Source organism: Pelomonas sp. Root1237 (genome assembly GCF_001425055.1).
Classification (GTDB): domain Bacteria; phylum Pseudomonadota; class Gammaproteobacteria; order Burkholderiales; family Burkholderiaceae_C; genus Pelomonas.
In genome coordinates this window covers 334,087-349,166 of the sequence record NZ_LMDK01000017.1, presented here as the reverse complement: position 1 = coordinate 349,166, position 15,080 = coordinate 334,087, and the positions used below count along the sequence as shown (strand labels likewise).

General features: G+C 69.5%; 15 protein-coding genes. 13 read left to right on the top strand and 2 right to left on the bottom strand.

Annotated elements, in window-relative coordinates:
• Positions 1 to 66: 66 nt before the first annotated feature.
• Entirely contained in the window at positions 67 to 957 is an 891-nt protein-coding gene (locus ASC91_RS19560) for an amino acid ABC transporter substrate-binding protein (protein WP_056200585.1), read from the top strand.
• A gap of 116 nt (positions 958 to 1,073) precedes the next feature.
• On the top strand, positions 1,074 to 2,060 hold the full coding sequence (locus tag ASC91_RS19555) for a GGDEF domain-containing protein (RefSeq protein WP_056200581.1): 987 nt from the start codon (positions 1,074 to 1,076) through the stop codon (positions 2,058 to 2,060).
• Positions 2,061 to 2,210: 150 nt separating this feature from the next.
• Here the strand turns inward: ASC91_RS19555 and ASC91_RS19550 are convergent, their stop codons facing one another.
• Positions 2,211 to 3,029 carry an HDOD domain-containing protein gene (locus ASC91_RS19550; protein ID WP_056200578.1) on the bottom strand — a complete coding sequence of 273 codons (819 nt, stop codon included), beginning with the start codon at positions 3,027 to 3,029 and terminating at the stop codon, positions 2,211 to 2,213.
• Positions 3,030 to 3,065: 36 nt separating this feature from the next.
• Positions 3,066 to 3,827, bottom strand: a complete 762-nt coding sequence (locus ASC91_RS19545) for a TSUP family transporter (RefSeq protein ID WP_056200575.1) — start codon at positions 3,825 to 3,827, stop codon at positions 3,066 to 3,068.
• Positions 3,828 to 4,366: 539 nt separating this feature from the next.
• On the opposite strand from ASC91_RS19545, the gene ASC91_RS19540 reads away from it, so the two are divergent.
• From ASC91_RS19540 to ASC91_RS19490, 11 genes are all read left to right on the top strand, one after another.
• The gene (locus tag ASC91_RS19540; RefSeq protein ID WP_162247824.1) at positions 4,367 to 5,740 is read left to right on the top strand and encodes a TIGR03790 family protein; all 1,374 of its coding nucleotides are present in this window, start codon (positions 4,367 to 4,369) and stop codon (positions 5,738 to 5,740) included.
• 91 nt (positions 5,741 to 5,831) lie between these two features.
• Positions 5,832 to 6,254: a type II secretion system major pseudopilin GspG gene (gene gspG, locus ASC91_RS19535; RefSeq protein ID WP_056200568.1), complete on the top strand. Its 423-nt coding sequence runs from the start codon at positions 5,832 to 5,834 to the stop codon at positions 6,252 to 6,254.
• The gene (locus ASC91_RS19530; protein ID WP_056200566.1) at positions 6,254 to 7,450 is read left to right on the top strand and encodes a type II secretion system F family protein; all 1,197 of its coding nucleotides are present in this window, start codon (positions 6,254 to 6,256) and stop codon (positions 7,448 to 7,450) included. The genes gspG and ASC91_RS19530 overlap by 1 nt, the downstream gene beginning before the upstream one ends.
• Entirely contained in the window at positions 7,447 to 8,958 is a 1,512-nt protein-coding gene (locus tag ASC91_RS19525) for a GspE/PulE family protein (protein WP_056200563.1), read from the top strand. Before ASC91_RS19530 ends, ASC91_RS19525 begins: the two co-directional genes overlap by 4 nt.
• Positions 8,939 to 10,075 carry a hypothetical protein gene (locus ASC91_RS19520; RefSeq protein WP_157281849.1) on the top strand — a complete coding sequence of 379 codons (1,137 nt, stop codon included), beginning with the start codon at positions 8,939 to 8,941 and terminating at the stop codon, positions 10,073 to 10,075. Before ASC91_RS19525 ends, ASC91_RS19520 begins: the two co-directional genes overlap by 20 nt.
• Positions 10,072 to 10,596, top strand: a complete 525-nt coding sequence (locus tag ASC91_RS19515; RefSeq protein ID WP_056200556.1) for a hypothetical protein — start codon at positions 10,072 to 10,074, stop codon at positions 10,594 to 10,596. Before ASC91_RS19520 ends, ASC91_RS19515 begins: the two co-directional genes overlap by 4 nt.
• Positions 10,593 to 11,117: a hypothetical protein gene (locus tag ASC91_RS19510; RefSeq protein WP_056200554.1), complete on the top strand. Its 525-nt coding sequence runs from the start codon at positions 10,593 to 10,595 to the stop codon at positions 11,115 to 11,117. The genes ASC91_RS19515 and ASC91_RS19510 overlap by 4 nt, the downstream gene beginning before the upstream one ends.
• Positions 11,118 to 11,218: 101 nt before the next feature.
• A complete protein-coding gene (locus ASC91_RS19505; RefSeq protein ID WP_162247823.1) occupies positions 11,219 to 13,366 on the top strand; it encodes a secretin N-terminal domain-containing protein in 2,148 nt (715 codons plus the stop codon).
• A 113-nt stretch (positions 13,367 to 13,479) separates the two neighbouring features.
• Entirely contained in the window at positions 13,480 to 13,986 is a 507-nt protein-coding gene (locus ASC91_RS19500) for a type II secretion system protein (protein WP_268795278.1), read from the top strand.
• A complete protein-coding gene (locus ASC91_RS19495; protein WP_056200547.1) occupies positions 13,986 to 14,366 on the top strand; it encodes a type II secretion system protein in 381 nt (126 codons plus the stop codon). The genes ASC91_RS19500 and ASC91_RS19495 overlap by 1 nt, the downstream gene beginning before the upstream one ends.
• Entirely contained in the window at positions 14,353 to 14,874 is a 522-nt protein-coding gene (locus tag ASC91_RS19490) for a type II secretion system protein (RefSeq protein ID WP_157281845.1), read from the top strand. Before ASC91_RS19495 ends, ASC91_RS19490 begins: the two co-directional genes overlap by 14 nt.
• Positions 14,875 to 15,080 lie beyond the last annotated feature (206 nt).

Genomic DNA, 15,080 nt, shown 5'->3' with positions numbered 1-15,080 from the left:
CAAGCATCAACCGACACCAACTTCGCATGACTCAGCTCCAGGGGTCTGGATCACAATGGCTCGGCCATGAAAACCCTGTCGCCGCTCCTCCTCGCCTTCGCCGCCGGCCTCGGCACTGCTGCCACGGCCGAAGCCGGCCCGGCGCTGGAGCGCATCCAGGCCAGCGGCCGCATCGTGCTGGCGCATCGCGAGTCGTCCGTGCCTTTCAGCTACCTGCTGCCCGATGGCCGGCCGGTCGGCTATGCGGTGGATCTCTGCCTCAAGCTTGCCGAAGGCGTGCGCAAGAAGCTGAAGATGAGCACGCTGAACCCGCAGTTCCTGCTGGTGACGCCAGCCAACCGCATCCAGATGGTGGCCGAGGGCAAGGCCGACATGGAATGCGGCTCGACGACCAACAACGCCGAGCGCCGCGAGAAGGTCGCCTTCACGGTGCCGCACTACATCACCGGTGCGCGCTACCTCGTCAGGGCTGACAGTGGCATTGCCGAGCTGGCCCAGTTCGACGGCAAGACGCTGGTCTCCACCAAAGGCACGACGCCGCTGAAGTCCATCACCCAGGCCAACAACGAGCGCGCCCTGCACATCAACATCATCGAAGCCCCCGATCACGCCAAGGCCATGGAGATGCTGGCCGCCGGCCAGGCGGATGGCTTCGTCATGGACGACGTGCTGCTCTACGGCATCGTCTCGGCGCGGCCCGATGCGGCCAAGTTCAGCGTCGTCGGCAAGTTCCTGACCATCGAGCCTCTGGCCATCGTGCTGCCCAAGAACGACCCGGAGCTCAAGGCCATCGTTGACGACGAGATGAAGCGCCTCATCACCAGCCATGAGGCGCACGCCATCTACGAGCGCTGGTTCATGAAGCCGATTCCGCCCAAGAACAAGGCGCTGAACCTGCCGATGAATTACCTGCTCAAGGACTTCTGGAAGTACCCGTCGGATCAGGTGCCCTACTGAGGGAGCGAAGCCACCTGGGTTTCTCGAGGCGTCGCGACCCCTGACAAACCCCGAGACAACAGCCCGCACAGGGCGCGCTGCGGCCGTGACAATTTGTTCCGCAGTCCGCCTCACCGATGAGCACCGATTCCCTTGCCGAACCCCTGAACCACGTCAGCACGCGCCGGCTGGGTTCGCTGCGGCTGCGGTTGACGCTCGCGGTGCCCCTGCTGACCGCTGCCATCGTCGCTGTCTTCGAGTGGAGCCTGGGGAATTACGAGTCTCCGGCCGAGGGGCTGGCCCGCACGGCCTGGCTGGTGCTGCTGCTCAGCGCCGCCCAGCTCATCCTCATCGAGGCCCTGTTGCTGCGGCCGTTGCGCCGGTTGGCGGCCGGCTGCGAGGCGATGGAATCTGCCCCGGTGCCGCTGACGCCCGAAGCCGCTGTGCCAACGCCCGGCCTCGCCGCCGAGCTGGACCGTATCGGCCACGCCATGCTGCGCGCCCGCGGCTCGCTGTGGCAGCAGGACCAGGCCGCCCGCGAGCTCCGGCGCGAGCTGGCCCAGCAGCGTCATCTGCTGCAGGAGGCCCACAGCGCCCTGGAGGCCAACCAACGCGAGCTCGCCAGCCTCGCACGCATCGATGCGCTGACCGGCATCGCCAACCAACGCGCCTTCGACGAGGCCCTGCGCCGTGAATTCAAGCGGGCCCAGCGGCTGCGAGGCCTGTTGGCGCTGGCGGTGCTGGACCTGGACCAGTTCAAGCAGTTCAACCTCATCCATGGCACGGCCGTCGGCGATACGGCCTTGCAGCGCGTCGCGAGCCTGCTGAGCGAGCGCTTCAAGCGCGACACCGATGTCGTCGCCCGCCTGGGCGGCGAGGAGTTCGTCGCCCTGCTGCCCGGCTTCGGCATGGCCGAGGCCCAGGGCGTGCTGGAGTCATTGCGGGATGAACTGCGGGCGCTGCGCCTGCCGGATGGCCAGGGCAGTTTGACGCTGAGCGTCGGCCTGGCGGCGGCCAGCCCGGCCCATCCGTATCTGAGCGCACAAGCGCTGCTGCAGGCGGCTGACGAGGCGCTCTATATCGCCAAGCACGCCGGGCGAGACCGGCTCAGCCTCGCGGCCTGAAACCGCTGGCCCCTCGCCCAGTCTGGCGGCGCTGAACGCGCGCGAACCTGGTCGGTCCCCCTAGGGGACGGCGATGCTTGCGGCTTCGAGCCGCAAGCACATCGCCAAACGGGCCGGCTTGGGAGCGGCCCGGCGCTCGGCCTGGACGCTTCAGCGACCGTGTTCTTGAGCAGCCAGCAGTTGCTCGTTGACGCGGCGGGCCGCGCGCAACACGAGGGTCTCGTCCAGCTGCGCCTGGGGTGCGATCTGACTGGCAATCTCATCGAGCTGGTCCGGATGGCCGAGCAGGGCCCAGGCGACTGTCGAGATGGCGGCGACGCTGCGCCGGGCCAGGCTTTCCGGCATGGTCAGCGAGGCCTGGATCTCGACGTGATAGCGCACGCTGGCCACAGCCGCCGGGGCCAGGCCCCAGCTCTCGCAAAGGGCCGCACCCAGGGCGTCATGGCTGACGCCAAAAGCCGTCCTCTCCAGCTCCACCAGTTCGGCATCGCGGGGGGCGGCGCGCAGCATGGCCGGGTAGTGCGTCGGCGCATGACGATAGAGCACCGCCTTGCCGCATTCCTCGAACAGGCCGGCCGAGTGGGCGGCCCAGGGGTCGACGCCCAGCATCTGGCCCATGCGGCCCATCAGAAGGCCACGCTGCGAGGCGCGCGACCAGACTTGCTCCAGCTCGGCTGCGGCTGGGAAGGCGGCGCGCAGACCCATCTCGAAGGTGATGGCCGCGACCTCGCGCATACCCAGGTAGGTCAGCGCCTGGTGCACGGTCTGCACCCGGCCGCGCAGGCCGTACAGCGAGGAGTTGACCGCCTTCATGACGGCGGCCGCCAGGGCCATGTCGGTCTCGACCAGGGAGGACATGGCCTGCAGGTCGATGTCCTCGGCTGCCATCAGCAGCGAGAGCTTGACCAGGACCTCGGGCTGGGTCGGGATCTCGATGTCCAGATTGCGCAGTTGAGGATCGACGGGCATGGTGAATAAGGGCGCTAGGGAATGCTTGATGGTAGATCAGCGGAAGAAGGCGTCCCAGGCTGTTTTGAGGATGAGAGCGCCGACGACGATGACAAAGACGCCGCGCACGAAGCCGGCGCCATGTTTCAGGGCCAGCCGGGTGCCGAGCAGGCTGCCCGCCACGTTGGTTACCGCCATCACCGCCGCGACCTGCCACCAGATGTGGCCCTTGCTGACGAACAGGGCGATCGCGAACGCATTCGTCAGCAGGTTCATCAGCTTGGCCGTCGCCGAGGCGTGCAGGAAGTCGTAACCCAGCAGCCGCACGAACAGGAAGACGAAGAAGCTGCCCGTGCCGGGCCCGAAGAAACCGTCGTAGAAGCCCACGGCCAGCGCGATGCCGCCGGCCACCAGCGCCTCGGCACGGCCCGTGAAACGCGGTGTGTGCTCGCGGCCGAGGTCCTTCTTGGCCAGGGTGTAGATCAGCACCGCCGCCAGCACCAGCGGCAGGGCCTTGCGCAGGCCGTCGGCGCTGACGAGGGTCAGGACCCAGGCACCGGCGAAGCTGCCCACGCCGGCAAGCACCGCCGCCGGCATCAGGCGCTTCCAGGGCAGGTCGACCCGCTTCACGTATTGCAGCGTCGCCCAGCCCGTTCCCCAGACCGACGCGCCCTTGTTCGTGCCCAGCAGCGTGGCGGGCGCGGCATTGGGGAAGGTGCTGAACAGCGCCGGCACCAGCACCAGGCCGCCGCCGCCGGCCACCGCGTCGATGAAGCCTGCGAGCAGGGAGGCGAGTGCAACGGTAGCAAGTTCAAGCATGTATGAATTTCATCATCGACGCGGCCGTCGTGTACTCCTCGGGCTGAGCGCCGGGCCGCTCCCAAGCCGGCCCGTCTGGCGATGTGCTTGCGGCTCGATGCCGCAAGCATCGCTGTCCCCTCGGGGGCTGAGGCCGGACACATTACGCCCAGTGGGCGTGATGTGCCTGCCGAAGAGCTGCGGCACTGCCGCAGCGCGGTCTGCAAGACCGACTGGGCACGCCGCGTTCAGCGTGCGAGACCAGGCGAGGGGCCTTCGGCCCCACAAAGAAAACGGCCACCAAGGGGTGCCTTGGTGGCCGGTGGATTGTCTTCGGGGTTACGAAGCAACCATGTGCGCTTGGCGCTTGTCTTGTCTCCTCACAACCCGCCCGGCGGTCCTGAACCAGAGCCCGGAACCGCGTCGAGTGCTGAAAATGTATTGCCCCGCCACGGTGCACGACACTGGGGTAAGCCCGGGTTCTCTGGCCGCGAAAGGTGCGGGCAGGCACCAAAATTGTGCGCAACTAACGGTCGACCTGCGCTGCAAGAATGGCCCCCATGAGCCCTTTGAACCGCTTGCTGCCGCCGTTGTTGATGACTTTGCTGAGTGCCTGCGGCGGCGGAGGCGGCGGCACGGGAGGGGACGGCGGCGGGGGTGGTGGCATGGGGCAGACCTTGACGCTGGCCCTGCCCGCCAACGGCCTGACGCCGGCCGACGTGGCCGTCATCGTGGCCGAGGGTGATGTCCTCAGCGAGGCCGTCGGCGCCGCCTATCTGGCAGCGCGTGGCGTGCCGGCGGCGAATCTGATCCGCGTAAGGGTTAATACAGCCCAGGACGCGATTTCCGCGGCCGACTTTGCGTTGTTGAAATCCGACATCGATGCCAGATTGCCGGCCGGTATCCAGGCCACGCTGCTGACCTGGGCTGCCCCCAGCCGGGTCACTGGCGCCTGCAGCATGGGCGTCACCAGCGCGATGGCTTTCGGTTTTGACACGCGCTACTGCAACCCCAGCCCATTGACCGAGGCCTGCGCGAACACGGCCGCCTCGCCGCTCTACGACAGCGAGGCGCGCCGGCCGCAAGCCGAATTGCAGATGCGCCCCTCCATGCTGCTGGGTGCACGCACGCTGGCGGCCGCCCAGGCGCTGATCAACCGCGGCGTTGCGGCCGATGGCAGCCGGCCAGCCGGCGAGGGCTGGCTGGTGCGCACGACGGACGACGACCGCAGCGCGCGCTGGAACGATTTCGCCGGCCTGCCGGCGGCCTGGAGCGGCGCCCTGGCGCTGAACTATGTCGACAACAGCGCCGGCCCGGCCAGCGCCAATGCGCTGTCCGGCAAGAGCGGCATGCTGTTCTACCTGACGGGGTTGAGCAGCGTCGCCAATCTGTCGTCGCTGCAATTCCGCGCCGGTGCCCTGGCCGACACGCTGACCTCAACGGGCGGCGTGCTGCCCTCGGGCGGCGGCCAGATGCCCATCACGGCCTGGCTGGACGCGGGTGCAACCGCCAGCTACGGCACGGTGGAGGAGCCCTGCAACCTGCAGCAGAAGTTCTCGCGCGCCTCGGTCCTCATCGACCAGTACTGGCGCGGCGCGACGGCCGTCGAGGCCTACTGGAAGGCGGTGCAGTGGCCGGGGCAGGGGCTGTTTGTCGGCGAGCCGCTGGCCCAGCCCTTCCGCGATACGCCCAGTTTTGCCATCGTCGCCGGCGAATACCAGATCAAGACACGAAGCCTGCGGCCGGGCAGTCGCTACAGCCTGCAATACCTGCAGGGCTCAACCTGGACGACGCTGGCCAGCTTCACCGGCGTACGGGGCCAGACCCTGGACGGCCGCGCACCGCTGCCGCCGACCGCGGCGACACGCATCCGCTGGCAAGGCCCCTGCACGGACAACGCCGGCAATACCTGTACGCTGGCCCAGTCCTCGTGAGCGGCCCCTGAGAATGCGGGTCGGTCAAATCCCGATTGCCCTGCGGCGCCCGCCGTTGAACAGTCGCCCTCCCGCTGTACCCTGCCCGACCATGTCCCGCCCCTTTTCTGCCCGCCCGCGCGGCTTCACCCTGCTTGAACTGCTGGTTGTCATGGTCATCATCGGCCTGCTGGCCGGTTATGTCGGCCCGAAGTTCTTCGGCCAGATCGGCAAGAGCGAGGTCAAGGCGACCCGCGCCCAGATCGACGCGCTGACCAAATCGCTGGACCAGTACCGCCTGGATGTCGGCCGCTACCCCAGCACCGATCAGGGCCTGGCCGTGCTGGTGACCAAGCCGGCCGACGAGCCCAAGTGGGCCGGCCCCTACCTGTCCAAGGCCGTGCCCAAGGACCCCTGGGGCAACGAATACCAATACCGCAGCCCCGGCGAGCATGGCGAATACGACCTGCTGAGCTTCGGCAAGGACGGCCGCCCCGGCGGCGAGGGTGAGGACGCCGACCTCACCTCCTGGTGATGGCAGTTTTCCAGACTCGCGTACTGCGCGCGGGTGCCGTCAGCACCGAGCGCGTGGAGGCGCCCGACCGCGCCGCCGTCGCTGCCGTGCTGGGCGTGTCGCCCCAGCATGTGCTGGAGGTGCGCGAGATCGCTGCCGCGACCGAGAGCGCCAAGCCCTGGCGCCGCAACAGCAAATTCCCCCTGCAGCTCTTCAGCCAGGAACTGGCCGTGCTGCTGGACGCCGGCATCGCCCTGCTGGAAGCGCTGAGCACGCTGCGCGAGAAGGAAGGCCAGCCCGGCGTGCGCGCGGCGCTGGACGCCGTCACCACCCAGATCGAGCAGGGCCAGCCGCTGTCGGTCGCGCTGCGCCAGCAGCCGCAGGCCTTTGATGAGCTGATCTGCGCCATCGTCGCGGCCAACGAGAAGACCGGCCAGCTGTCGACCGCGCTGGCCCAGCATGCACGCTACCTGGCCTGGGTCGATGCGCTGCGCTCGCGCCTCGTCGCGGCCCTGGTCTATCCGCTGATGCTGCTCGGTGTCGGCTCCCTCGTCATTCTTTTCCTGCTGCTCTACGTGCTGCCGCGCTTTGCCGGCATCCTGGAGCAGACCAGCGCCGACCTGCCGTGGGCTTCGCGTGTGTTGATCGAGTTCGGCCAGACGGCCGGCGCGCATCCCGGCCTCGTCATCGGCGGGATCGCAGCCGTGGGCTTTGCGATCTTCACGCTGCTGCGCCAGCCCATCGTGCGCCAGCGCGCCCAGGCCGCGCTGTGGACGCTGCCCGGCCTGGGCCCGCGGCTGCGCGTGCTGGCGCTGGCACGGCTGTATCGGTCGCTGGCCATGCTGCTGGCCTCGGGCGTGCCGGCGCTGGCGGCGCTGCGCATCGTGGTCGACGTGGTCGCGGCACCCTGGCGCGCTGCCGTGCAGGCTGCAGCGGCGCAGATCGAGCGCGGCGAGCGGCTGTCGGCCGCCTTTGACTCGCAGGACCTGGCCACGCCGGTGGCCCGACGCATGCTGCGCGTGGGTGAGCGCAGCGGCGAGGTGGCGGCCATGCTGGAGCGCGCCGCCGCCTTCCACGACGAAGAGGCAGCGCGGCTGACCGACCTGCTGTCCCGCCTCGTCAACCCGGCGCTGATGCTGATCATGGGCGTGCTGATCGGCGGGATCATCGTGCTGATGTACTTGCCGATCTTCCAGCTGGTGGAGCAGGTCCAATGACGACTTCACTGGCGGATTGGCTGCCGGCCGAGCAAGGCCCCTGGCACCTGGACTTCGAGCAGTGGCCGCAAGCCCAGGCCCAGCGCTGGCGTGCCGTGCTGGCCGTGGGCGCCGACGACAGGCGCGTGCTGCTTGCCGAGCGCGATGAGGACGCGATGCTGCTGCAGAGCGTCGAGTCGCGTCTCAACGCGCCGGTGGGTTGGCAGCGTGCGTCGACCGAAGCGGTGACCCATTTCCTGGGCGCCGGCGAGGCCGACTTCCGCGCGCTGTCTGACGTCGAGGATGCGCTGACCACCATTGAAGACCACACCGAGGAGCTGTCGGCGCTGGCGCTGAGCGAGCAGGCCAGCCCCGTCGTGCGCCTGCTCAACGCCACCATCTACGACGCGCTTCAGGACACGGCGTCGGACATCCACATCGAATGCACGGCCCGTGGCGCCATGATCCGTTTCCGCGTCGACGGGGTCATGGCCGTGGTGCGGCAGGTCGAGAGCCCGCAGGTGGCCGAGCAGCTGGTGTCACGCCTGAAAGTCATGGCCGAGCTCGACATCGGCGAGCGCCGCCTGCCACAGGACGGCCGCTTCAAGCTGCGCGTGCAGGGCCGCGAGATCGACTTCCGCCTGAGCATCATGCCCAGCGTGTTCGGCGAGGACGCCGTCATCCGCATCCTGGACCGTGCAGCCATCGCCCGCGCCGGCGCGTTGACGCTCGATTCGCTGGGCTTTGGCGACGACGAGCGCGCCGCCATCCGCCACCAGGCCCGCCAGCCCCACGGCATGCTGCTGGTCACCGGCCCCACGGGCTCCGGCAAGACGACGACGCTGTATGCGACGCTGGCCGAGATCCACACCGGCGCCGACAAGATCATCACGATTGAAGACCCGGTCGAGTACCAGCTCAGCGGTGTGGTGCAGATCCCGGTCAACGAGAAGAAGGGCTTGACCTTCTCGCGCGGCCTGCGCTCCATCCTGCGCCACGATCCGGATCGCGTCATGGTCGGCGAGATCCGCGATGCCGAGACGGCGCAGATCGCCGTGCAGGCCGCGCTGACAGGCCATCTGGTGTTCAGCACCGTGCATGCGAACAACGCGTTTGATGTCATCGGCCGCTTCATGCACATGGGGCTGGATCTCTACAACGTGGTCTCGGCGCTGAACGCCGTGCTGGCCCAGCGGCTCGTACGCCTGACGTGCAAGCACTGCGCCCGGCCGTTCACGCCCGATGCCGCGACCCTGACAAGACATGGCGTCATCAACGGCAACTTCCTGAAGGGCGAGGGCTGCGGCCACTGCCGCGGCACCGGCTACAAAGGCCGGCGCGCGGTGGCTGAGTTGCTCAAGCTCGACGACGGCCTGCGCGACCTGATTGCCGCGCGCGCGCCGATGTCCGAGATCAAGGCGGCCGCCAAGGCCCGCGGCATGAAGTCGCTGCGCGAGATGGCGCTGGCGGCGGTCTGCCGCGGCGACACCACTTTCGAGGAGCTGGAACGTGTCACCCTCGATGAGTGAGCGCCTGCGCCGGCAAATCGCCGCACGCCTGGCCAAGCCGCGGCGGCTCTTCGTCACGCCCGGCGGGGACGAGTTCGCGGCCTGGTGCCGCGATCTGCCGGGCACGGCCGTGGAGGTGGTCGTCAGCGCGCGGGCCCTGCACGAGCTGGTTACCGAGCCGTGCTTGCCGCTGGCCGATCTGGACGCCGTGCAGGCCTATGCCCAGCAGCAGTTCGCCCATTACTTCGGCAGCGCTGCGCAACGCTTTGCGATTGCGCCTTGGAAGCTGGGCGAGACGGCTGGCGCGTCCGCTCTGCATGGGCTGGACCTGGCCGCACTGCGCACCCAGGCCGAGACTGCGAATGTGCGCCTCGCCGCCGTGCGGCCGGCCTGGGCTGCTTGGCTGGCCTCGCTACCGGCCGCGACGCGCGCCGGCTCGGGCCGTGCTGTCTGGCATGAGGGCGATGTTTCGGTCGTCATCCAGCTCGACCGCGGCCGTGTCACCGGCCTGCAGTCGCGCCGCGTACAGCAGATCACCGATCTCGGTGGCGACGCGCCTCTCGCCGTCGGCACGCCCGCCGACGAACTCATTCCCCAGCCCGGCCCCGTCACGCCGCAGCCTGATTTCCTGCCGCGCAGCGGCCGCTCGCCCTTGGCCTGGCCGCTGGCCGCAACCGGCGCTCTGGTGCTGGCCACGGCCGCATGGAGCGCGGTGGACAGCCATCGAGGCCTCGACGTCGCCCAGGCCGCGCGCGACCGCGTCGCCACGCTGCGGCCGGCATCGGTACCCAAGCCCGCCGCGCGCGGCCGCGCCGAACCGGCCGAGAACCGCTCGGCCAATGAAGCCCGCGCCTTGCTGGCCATGCCCTGGGAGCCACTGCTGACCCGTGTCGAGACCGCGGGCGCTGAGGCCAAGACCATCGCTTGGCTGGGCATGGACGCCAGCGCCGGCCGCGGCGAGTTGCGCCTGGAAGGCCTGACGCCCGACAAGTTATTGGCCCTGCAGCTGGCCGAGCAGCTTGGCACGACGCCGGGCTGGCGCCAGGTCGTGCTGTCGCGCTTCTCGGCCGCCGAGACGGGCCTGGTTGGCCAGCGCTTCGAGATCAATGCCCGCGTGGCGACCGGAGGCGGTTCGTGAAGCGGCCCGCCTTCATCAAGGCTCCGGTCAAAGCGCTCGGCTGGCCCGGTCTGGCCGGCCTGGCGGCATTGGTTCTTGCCGTGGTCGCCGTCGTGCTCAGCCAGCGTTGGGACGCTCAGGCCGTCAAGTTGCAGACCGAGGCCCGCGAGCTGCGTGCCAAGGCCCGTCCCGCCGTGGCGGCAGCGTCCGCGCCGGTCAGCGTGCAGCAATGGCAGGCCACGCTGCCACCATCGAGCAGCCGCCAGCAGCGCCTTGCCGACCTGCTGGAGCTCAGCATCCGCCTGGACCTCGTTGGCGCGCGCACCGAGCACCGGCTGTCCACGTCGGAGGGCCTGGAGCGGCTGCGCGTGACCATGCCGGTCACCGGCAGCTACGGCCAGGTGCGGCGCTTCATTGCCGCGGCACTCGAACATGATCCGGCGCTGAGCCTGGACTCGGTCAAGCTGCGCCGTGTCAGCCCGATGGCGGCCGATGTCGATGCCGAACTGCAGTGGTCGCTGCACGGAAGGGCTGCGCCATGAAGCCGACGTCGCCCCGTCAACTTGCCCTCGGCGGCGCGCTCGTCGCGACGCTGGCCGCGACGGCCTGGGTGGCGACGCGCCCCGATGACGAGGCCGTGACGCCGGTCGCAGCGCCAGCCCGTCGCCCGGTTGCCACCGCTTCGCCAACCTCTGCCGCGCCTGCGCCGGTGGACGGCGCCCGCCAACCCTGGGCCGAGGCCCCCGCGTCCCAACTGGCTGCCTGGCAACCCCCGCCGCCACCGCCGCCTCCACCGGCGCCAGCCCCGGTCGCTGCTGCACCACCGCCGCCCCCAGTCGCGCCGCCAGCGCCCTACCAGATGATCGGCCGGGTCATCGAAGGCGAGGGCGCCAAGGCGGTCGAGGTTGCCTTGCTGACCGGCCCAAACAAGGCGCTGAGTGCCAAGCGCGGCGACGTCATCGACGGCCAGTGGCGCGTCGAGCAGGTCTCCGACAGCGGCGTGCGCCTGACCTGGCTGCCCGGCCAGCTCCCCCAGAACATCGTCTTCAGGCCCATCCCATGAAGCAGCTCTTCCTTCTCTTCCCGGGAAAACGCCGGGCCGCCCCAAGTTTTCTCGCTCCCCTCGGGGGGCGGACGACGTTCCACGTCGTCCTTGGGGCATTTGTGACTGTGCTGCTCGTGGCTTGCGCCAACCCGGCGTTGCGCCAGGCCGAAGACCTCGGCCGCAGCAACCAGTGGCCGGCCGCCCTGCGTGTGCTGGACGATGCCCGTGCCAAGGACCCGAACGACCCGCAATTGCGCGCCGCCCAGGTGCGCGCCCGCGAACAGGCGACGGCCCGCCTCATCCTGCAGATCGAGGCCCTGCGCGGCGCCGGCCGCTGGGACGAGGCCTCAGCCCTGCTGAGCCAGCTGGCACTGGCCGACGCCAAGCACCCGCGCCTGGTCGCCTTGACCACCGAGGTGGAACGCAGCCGCCGCCAGGATGCCCAGCTGGCCACCGGCCGCGCGGCGCTGAAGGAGGGCCGCCTTGAGCGCGCTGAAGGCGTGGCCCGCGAGATCCTGGCCGAGTCGCCCCAGCATCCCGGCGCCCGCCTGCTGGCCAGCCAGGTCGCCCAGGCGCGGCCGCTGGAAGCGGCGGTCGGCGAGCTGGGCCCGGCCTTCCAGAAGCCGGTCACGCTGGAGTTCCGCGAGGCGCCGCTGCGCCAGGTCTTCGAGGCGCTGGCCCGCTCCAGCGGCGTCAACTTCGTCTTCGACAAGGACGTGCGCGCCGATGCCCGCGTGACCGTCTTCCTGCGCAACGTGACGATGGACGAGGCCATGCGCGTCATCCTCGGCACCCAGCAGCTGGACCGCAAGCTGCTCAACGAAACTTCGGTGCTGATCTTCCCCAACACGGCCGCCAAGCAGCGCGAGCACCAGGAGCTGATCACCCGCACCCTCTACCTGACCAACGCCGACGTGAAGCAGGTGCAGGCCATGGTGCGCACGATTGCCAAGGTGCGTGACATCCACATCGACGAGCGCCTGAACCTGCTCATCGTGCGCGACACGCCCGAGGTGCTGCGCCTGGTGGAAAAGCTCATCGCCTCGGTCGACCTGCCCGAGCCCGAAGTCATGCTCGAGGTCGAGGTCATGGAGCTGGCCACCGACCAGGTCGACTCGCTGGGCCTGCAGTGGCCGGAGGAGATGCAGCTGGGCATCAGCGATGCCACCGGCGCGATCCCGTCGCGCGTCTTCATCGGCGGCAGGAACCCCATCAACTTCCGCGCCAGCATTGCCAACCCGACCGTGATCGCCACGCTGCGTGGCACGGCCGGCAACTCCAACATCCTGGCCAATCCCAAGATCCGCGTGCGCAACCGCGACAAGGCCAAGGTCCACATCGGCCAGAAGCTGCCGGTGTTCACGACGACGACCAACTTCACCGGCTCTACGTCCGTCGCGGCCTCGGTCAGCTACCTGGACGTCGGCTTGAAGCTCGACGTCGAGCCCACCATCCAGCTCGACAACGACGTCGTCATCAAGATCGGCCTGGAGGTCAGCAACCTGATCCGCCAGGTCACCGGCCCCGGCGGCACGACGGCCTACGAAATCGGCACCCGCAACACCTCCACCGTGCTGCGCCTGGCTGACGGCGAGACGCAGGTGCTGGCCGGCCTCATCAACGACGAGGACCGCAAGAGCGGCACCGGCATCCCGGGCCTGTCGCGCATCCCCGTGCTGGGCCGCCTGTTCGGCACCCAGACCGACACGCGCAACAAGACCGAGGTGGTGTTGCTGATCACGCCGCGCGTGGTGCGCAACCTGGCCGTGCCCGATGCGTCCCTCACGCGCCTGGCCAGCGGCACCGATGCCAGCCCCGGCGCCTTCAGCAGCCTGCTGCGGCGCGATGCCCGGGTCGGCGTGGCGCCCAGCAGTGGCGGCGCCGCCGCGCCGGCCGCGCAAGCGCAGCCCAGCGCGGCCTCTGCCGAGGCCCTGCTGAAGCTGGACGTGACGCCGCAGATCCCGGCCGGCGGTACCGTCTCCGTCGCGTTGAAGAACGACAGCGGCCTGCAGATCAAGGGCGAGCTGGAATACGACGCGGCCAAACTCACGCCGGCCCAGCCCCTGCAGGGCGTCACGCCCGGGCGCTATCCCGTCGAGCTGGCGCCACGCGGCGAGCGCGTAGTCGCTTTCCGCGCCCTGCCGCCGGCGGCAGGCCAGGTGCTCAACATCGGTGTCAGTTCGCTGTCGGCCAGCGGACTGAATGGCGAATCGGCATCGGTGCGACTTGAAGGCTCGGGCCTGCTGACCGTCGAGGCGGTAAGGTGAAACTGCCCCTCGCCCTGCTTCGCGCCGCTGAACGCGGGCGAATCCGGTCGGTCCCCCGAGGGGACGGCGATGCTTGCCGGCTTGACCGGCCAGCATCGCCAGAACTGGCCGGCTTGGGAGCGGCCCGGCGCTCGGCCCGCGGGCGTCACGCGGGTTTTGTTCGTGGCTTTACGCTGATCGAGATGCTGGTCGTGCTGGCCATGCTGGGCGTGCTCGCGTCTGCCGCGCGGCCCTTGCTCGAGATGTCGGTGCAGCGCAGCCGCGAGCACGAGCTGCGCCAGTCGCTGCGCACGCTGCGCGAGGCGCTGGACGCCTACAAGCGCGCCACCGAGACCGGCAGCATCGTGCAAAGCCCCGAGGACAGCGGCTACCCACAGAAGCTGCAGCTGCTGGTCGACGGCGTGGCCGATGCCAAGTCGCCCAACGGCCGCAAGATCTATTTCCTGCGCCGCCTGCCGCGCGACCCCTTCGCGCCTGCAGAGCTGAGCGCGGCCGAGACCTGGGGCCTGCGCGCTTACGACAGCCCGCCCGACGACCCGCGTGCGGGCAAGGACGTCTTCGACGTCTACTCGCGCTCGGAGCGCAAGGCGCTCGATGGCAGCAAGCTGAAGGACTGGTAATGGCCAGGCAACGCGGCTTCACCCTCATCGAACTGATCGTCGTCATGGCCATCGTGGCACTGCTGGCGTCCATTGCCGCGCCGCGCTACTTCACGTCGCTGCACAAGAGCAAGGAGACGGCCCTGCTGCAGTCGTTGACGACGATGCGCGATGCCATCGACCAGTACGCCGCCGACAAGGGCCGGTATCCCGAGTCCCTGCAGGAGCTGGCCGCGGCGCGCTATATCCGCGGCATTCCCGAGGACCCGCTGACCGCCAGCCGCGAGACCTGGATCGAGCTGCCGCCACCGACTGAGATGCAGGCCAGCGGCCGGGTCTGGGATGTGCGCAGCGGCGCCGCCGGGCGCTCGGCGGACGGCAGGCTCTATGCGGACTGGTAGCAGCCGCGCGCGGGGCTATTCCTACCTCGCGGTGCTCTTCCTCGTCGCGTTGACCGCGGCGGGCCTGGCAGCCCTGGGCCAGGCCTGGAGCACGGCGGCCCAGCGCGAGCGCGAGCGGGAGTTGCTGTTCCGCGGCGGCGAGATCGCGCGCGCCATCGTGGCCTATGCGGCGGCCACGCCCAACCCGCCGCAGCAATACCCGCGCAGCCTGGACGACCTGCTCATCGACAACCGCGTACCGAAGCCGCGGCGCCATCTGCGCCGCGCCTATGAGGACCCCTTCACCGGCAAGGCGGACTGGGAGCTGGTGGCCGAACCCGGCCAGCCCGGCGCGTTCAGTGCCGTGCGCAGCCGCTCTGAGCATGCGTTGCTGCGCGAGGTTGGCCCGGACGGCTTGCCGGTCCGGATTGCGCGCGACCTGCTCTTCTCGCCACGCACCGTGGCCAACCTGCAACTGCCCGCCGACCCCGCTTCGGCTGCCTCAGCGGCCAGTGGCGCGTCAAGGTGATTTGTCCTATGAAATTTCATACGGGTTAGTCAAGTCTGCTGACTCGGTGAATACCCGTTCCCCCCTTGCTTGGATGCCGGGCAACTGGGGATGGCCGTGAAATCCTGCTCGCACAGAATCGGCCGCCTAAATGGACGCTTTGTCCATTGGCAGGACATCAACACGGCCCACGCCGTCGACGATGCCGCGGTGCCTTCGGCGCTGCC

Coding starts and splice junctions, on each gene's coding strand:
- ASC91_RS19560 (WP_056200585.1), top strand. CDS start 67: ATGAAAACCCTGTCGCCGCTCCTCCTCGCCTTCGCCGCCGGCCTCGGC.
- ASC91_RS19555 (WP_056200581.1), top strand. CDS start 1,074: ATGAGCACCGATTCCCTTGCCGAACCCCTGAACCACGTCAGCACGCGC.
- ASC91_RS19550 (WP_056200578.1), bottom strand. CDS start 3,029: ATGCCCGTCGATCCTCAACTGCGCAATCTGGACATCGAGATCCCGACC.
- ASC91_RS19545 (WP_056200575.1), bottom strand. CDS start 3,827: ATGCTTGAACTTGCTACCGTTGCACTCGCCTCCCTGCTCGCAGGCTTC.
- ASC91_RS19540 (WP_162247824.1), top strand. CDS start 4,367: ATGAGCCCTTTGAACCGCTTGCTGCCGCCGTTGTTGATGACTTTGCTG.
- gspG (WP_056200568.1), top strand. CDS start 5,832: ATGTCCCGCCCCTTTTCTGCCCGCCCGCGCGGCTTCACCCTGCTTGAA.
- ASC91_RS19530 (WP_056200566.1), top strand. CDS start 6,254: ATGGCAGTTTTCCAGACTCGCGTACTGCGCGCGGGTGCCGTCAGCACC.
- ASC91_RS19525 (WP_056200563.1), top strand. CDS start 7,447: ATGACGACTTCACTGGCGGATTGGCTGCCGGCCGAGCAAGGCCCCTGG.
- ASC91_RS19510 (WP_056200554.1), top strand. CDS start 10,593: ATGAAGCCGACGTCGCCCCGTCAACTTGCCCTCGGCGGCGCGCTCGTC.
- ASC91_RS19495 (WP_056200547.1), top strand. CDS start 13,986: ATGGCCAGGCAACGCGGCTTCACCCTCATCGAACTGATCGTCGTCATG.
- ASC91_RS19490 (WP_157281845.1), top strand. CDS start 14,353: ATGCGGACTGGTAGCAGCCGCGCGCGGGGCTATTCCTACCTCGCGGTG.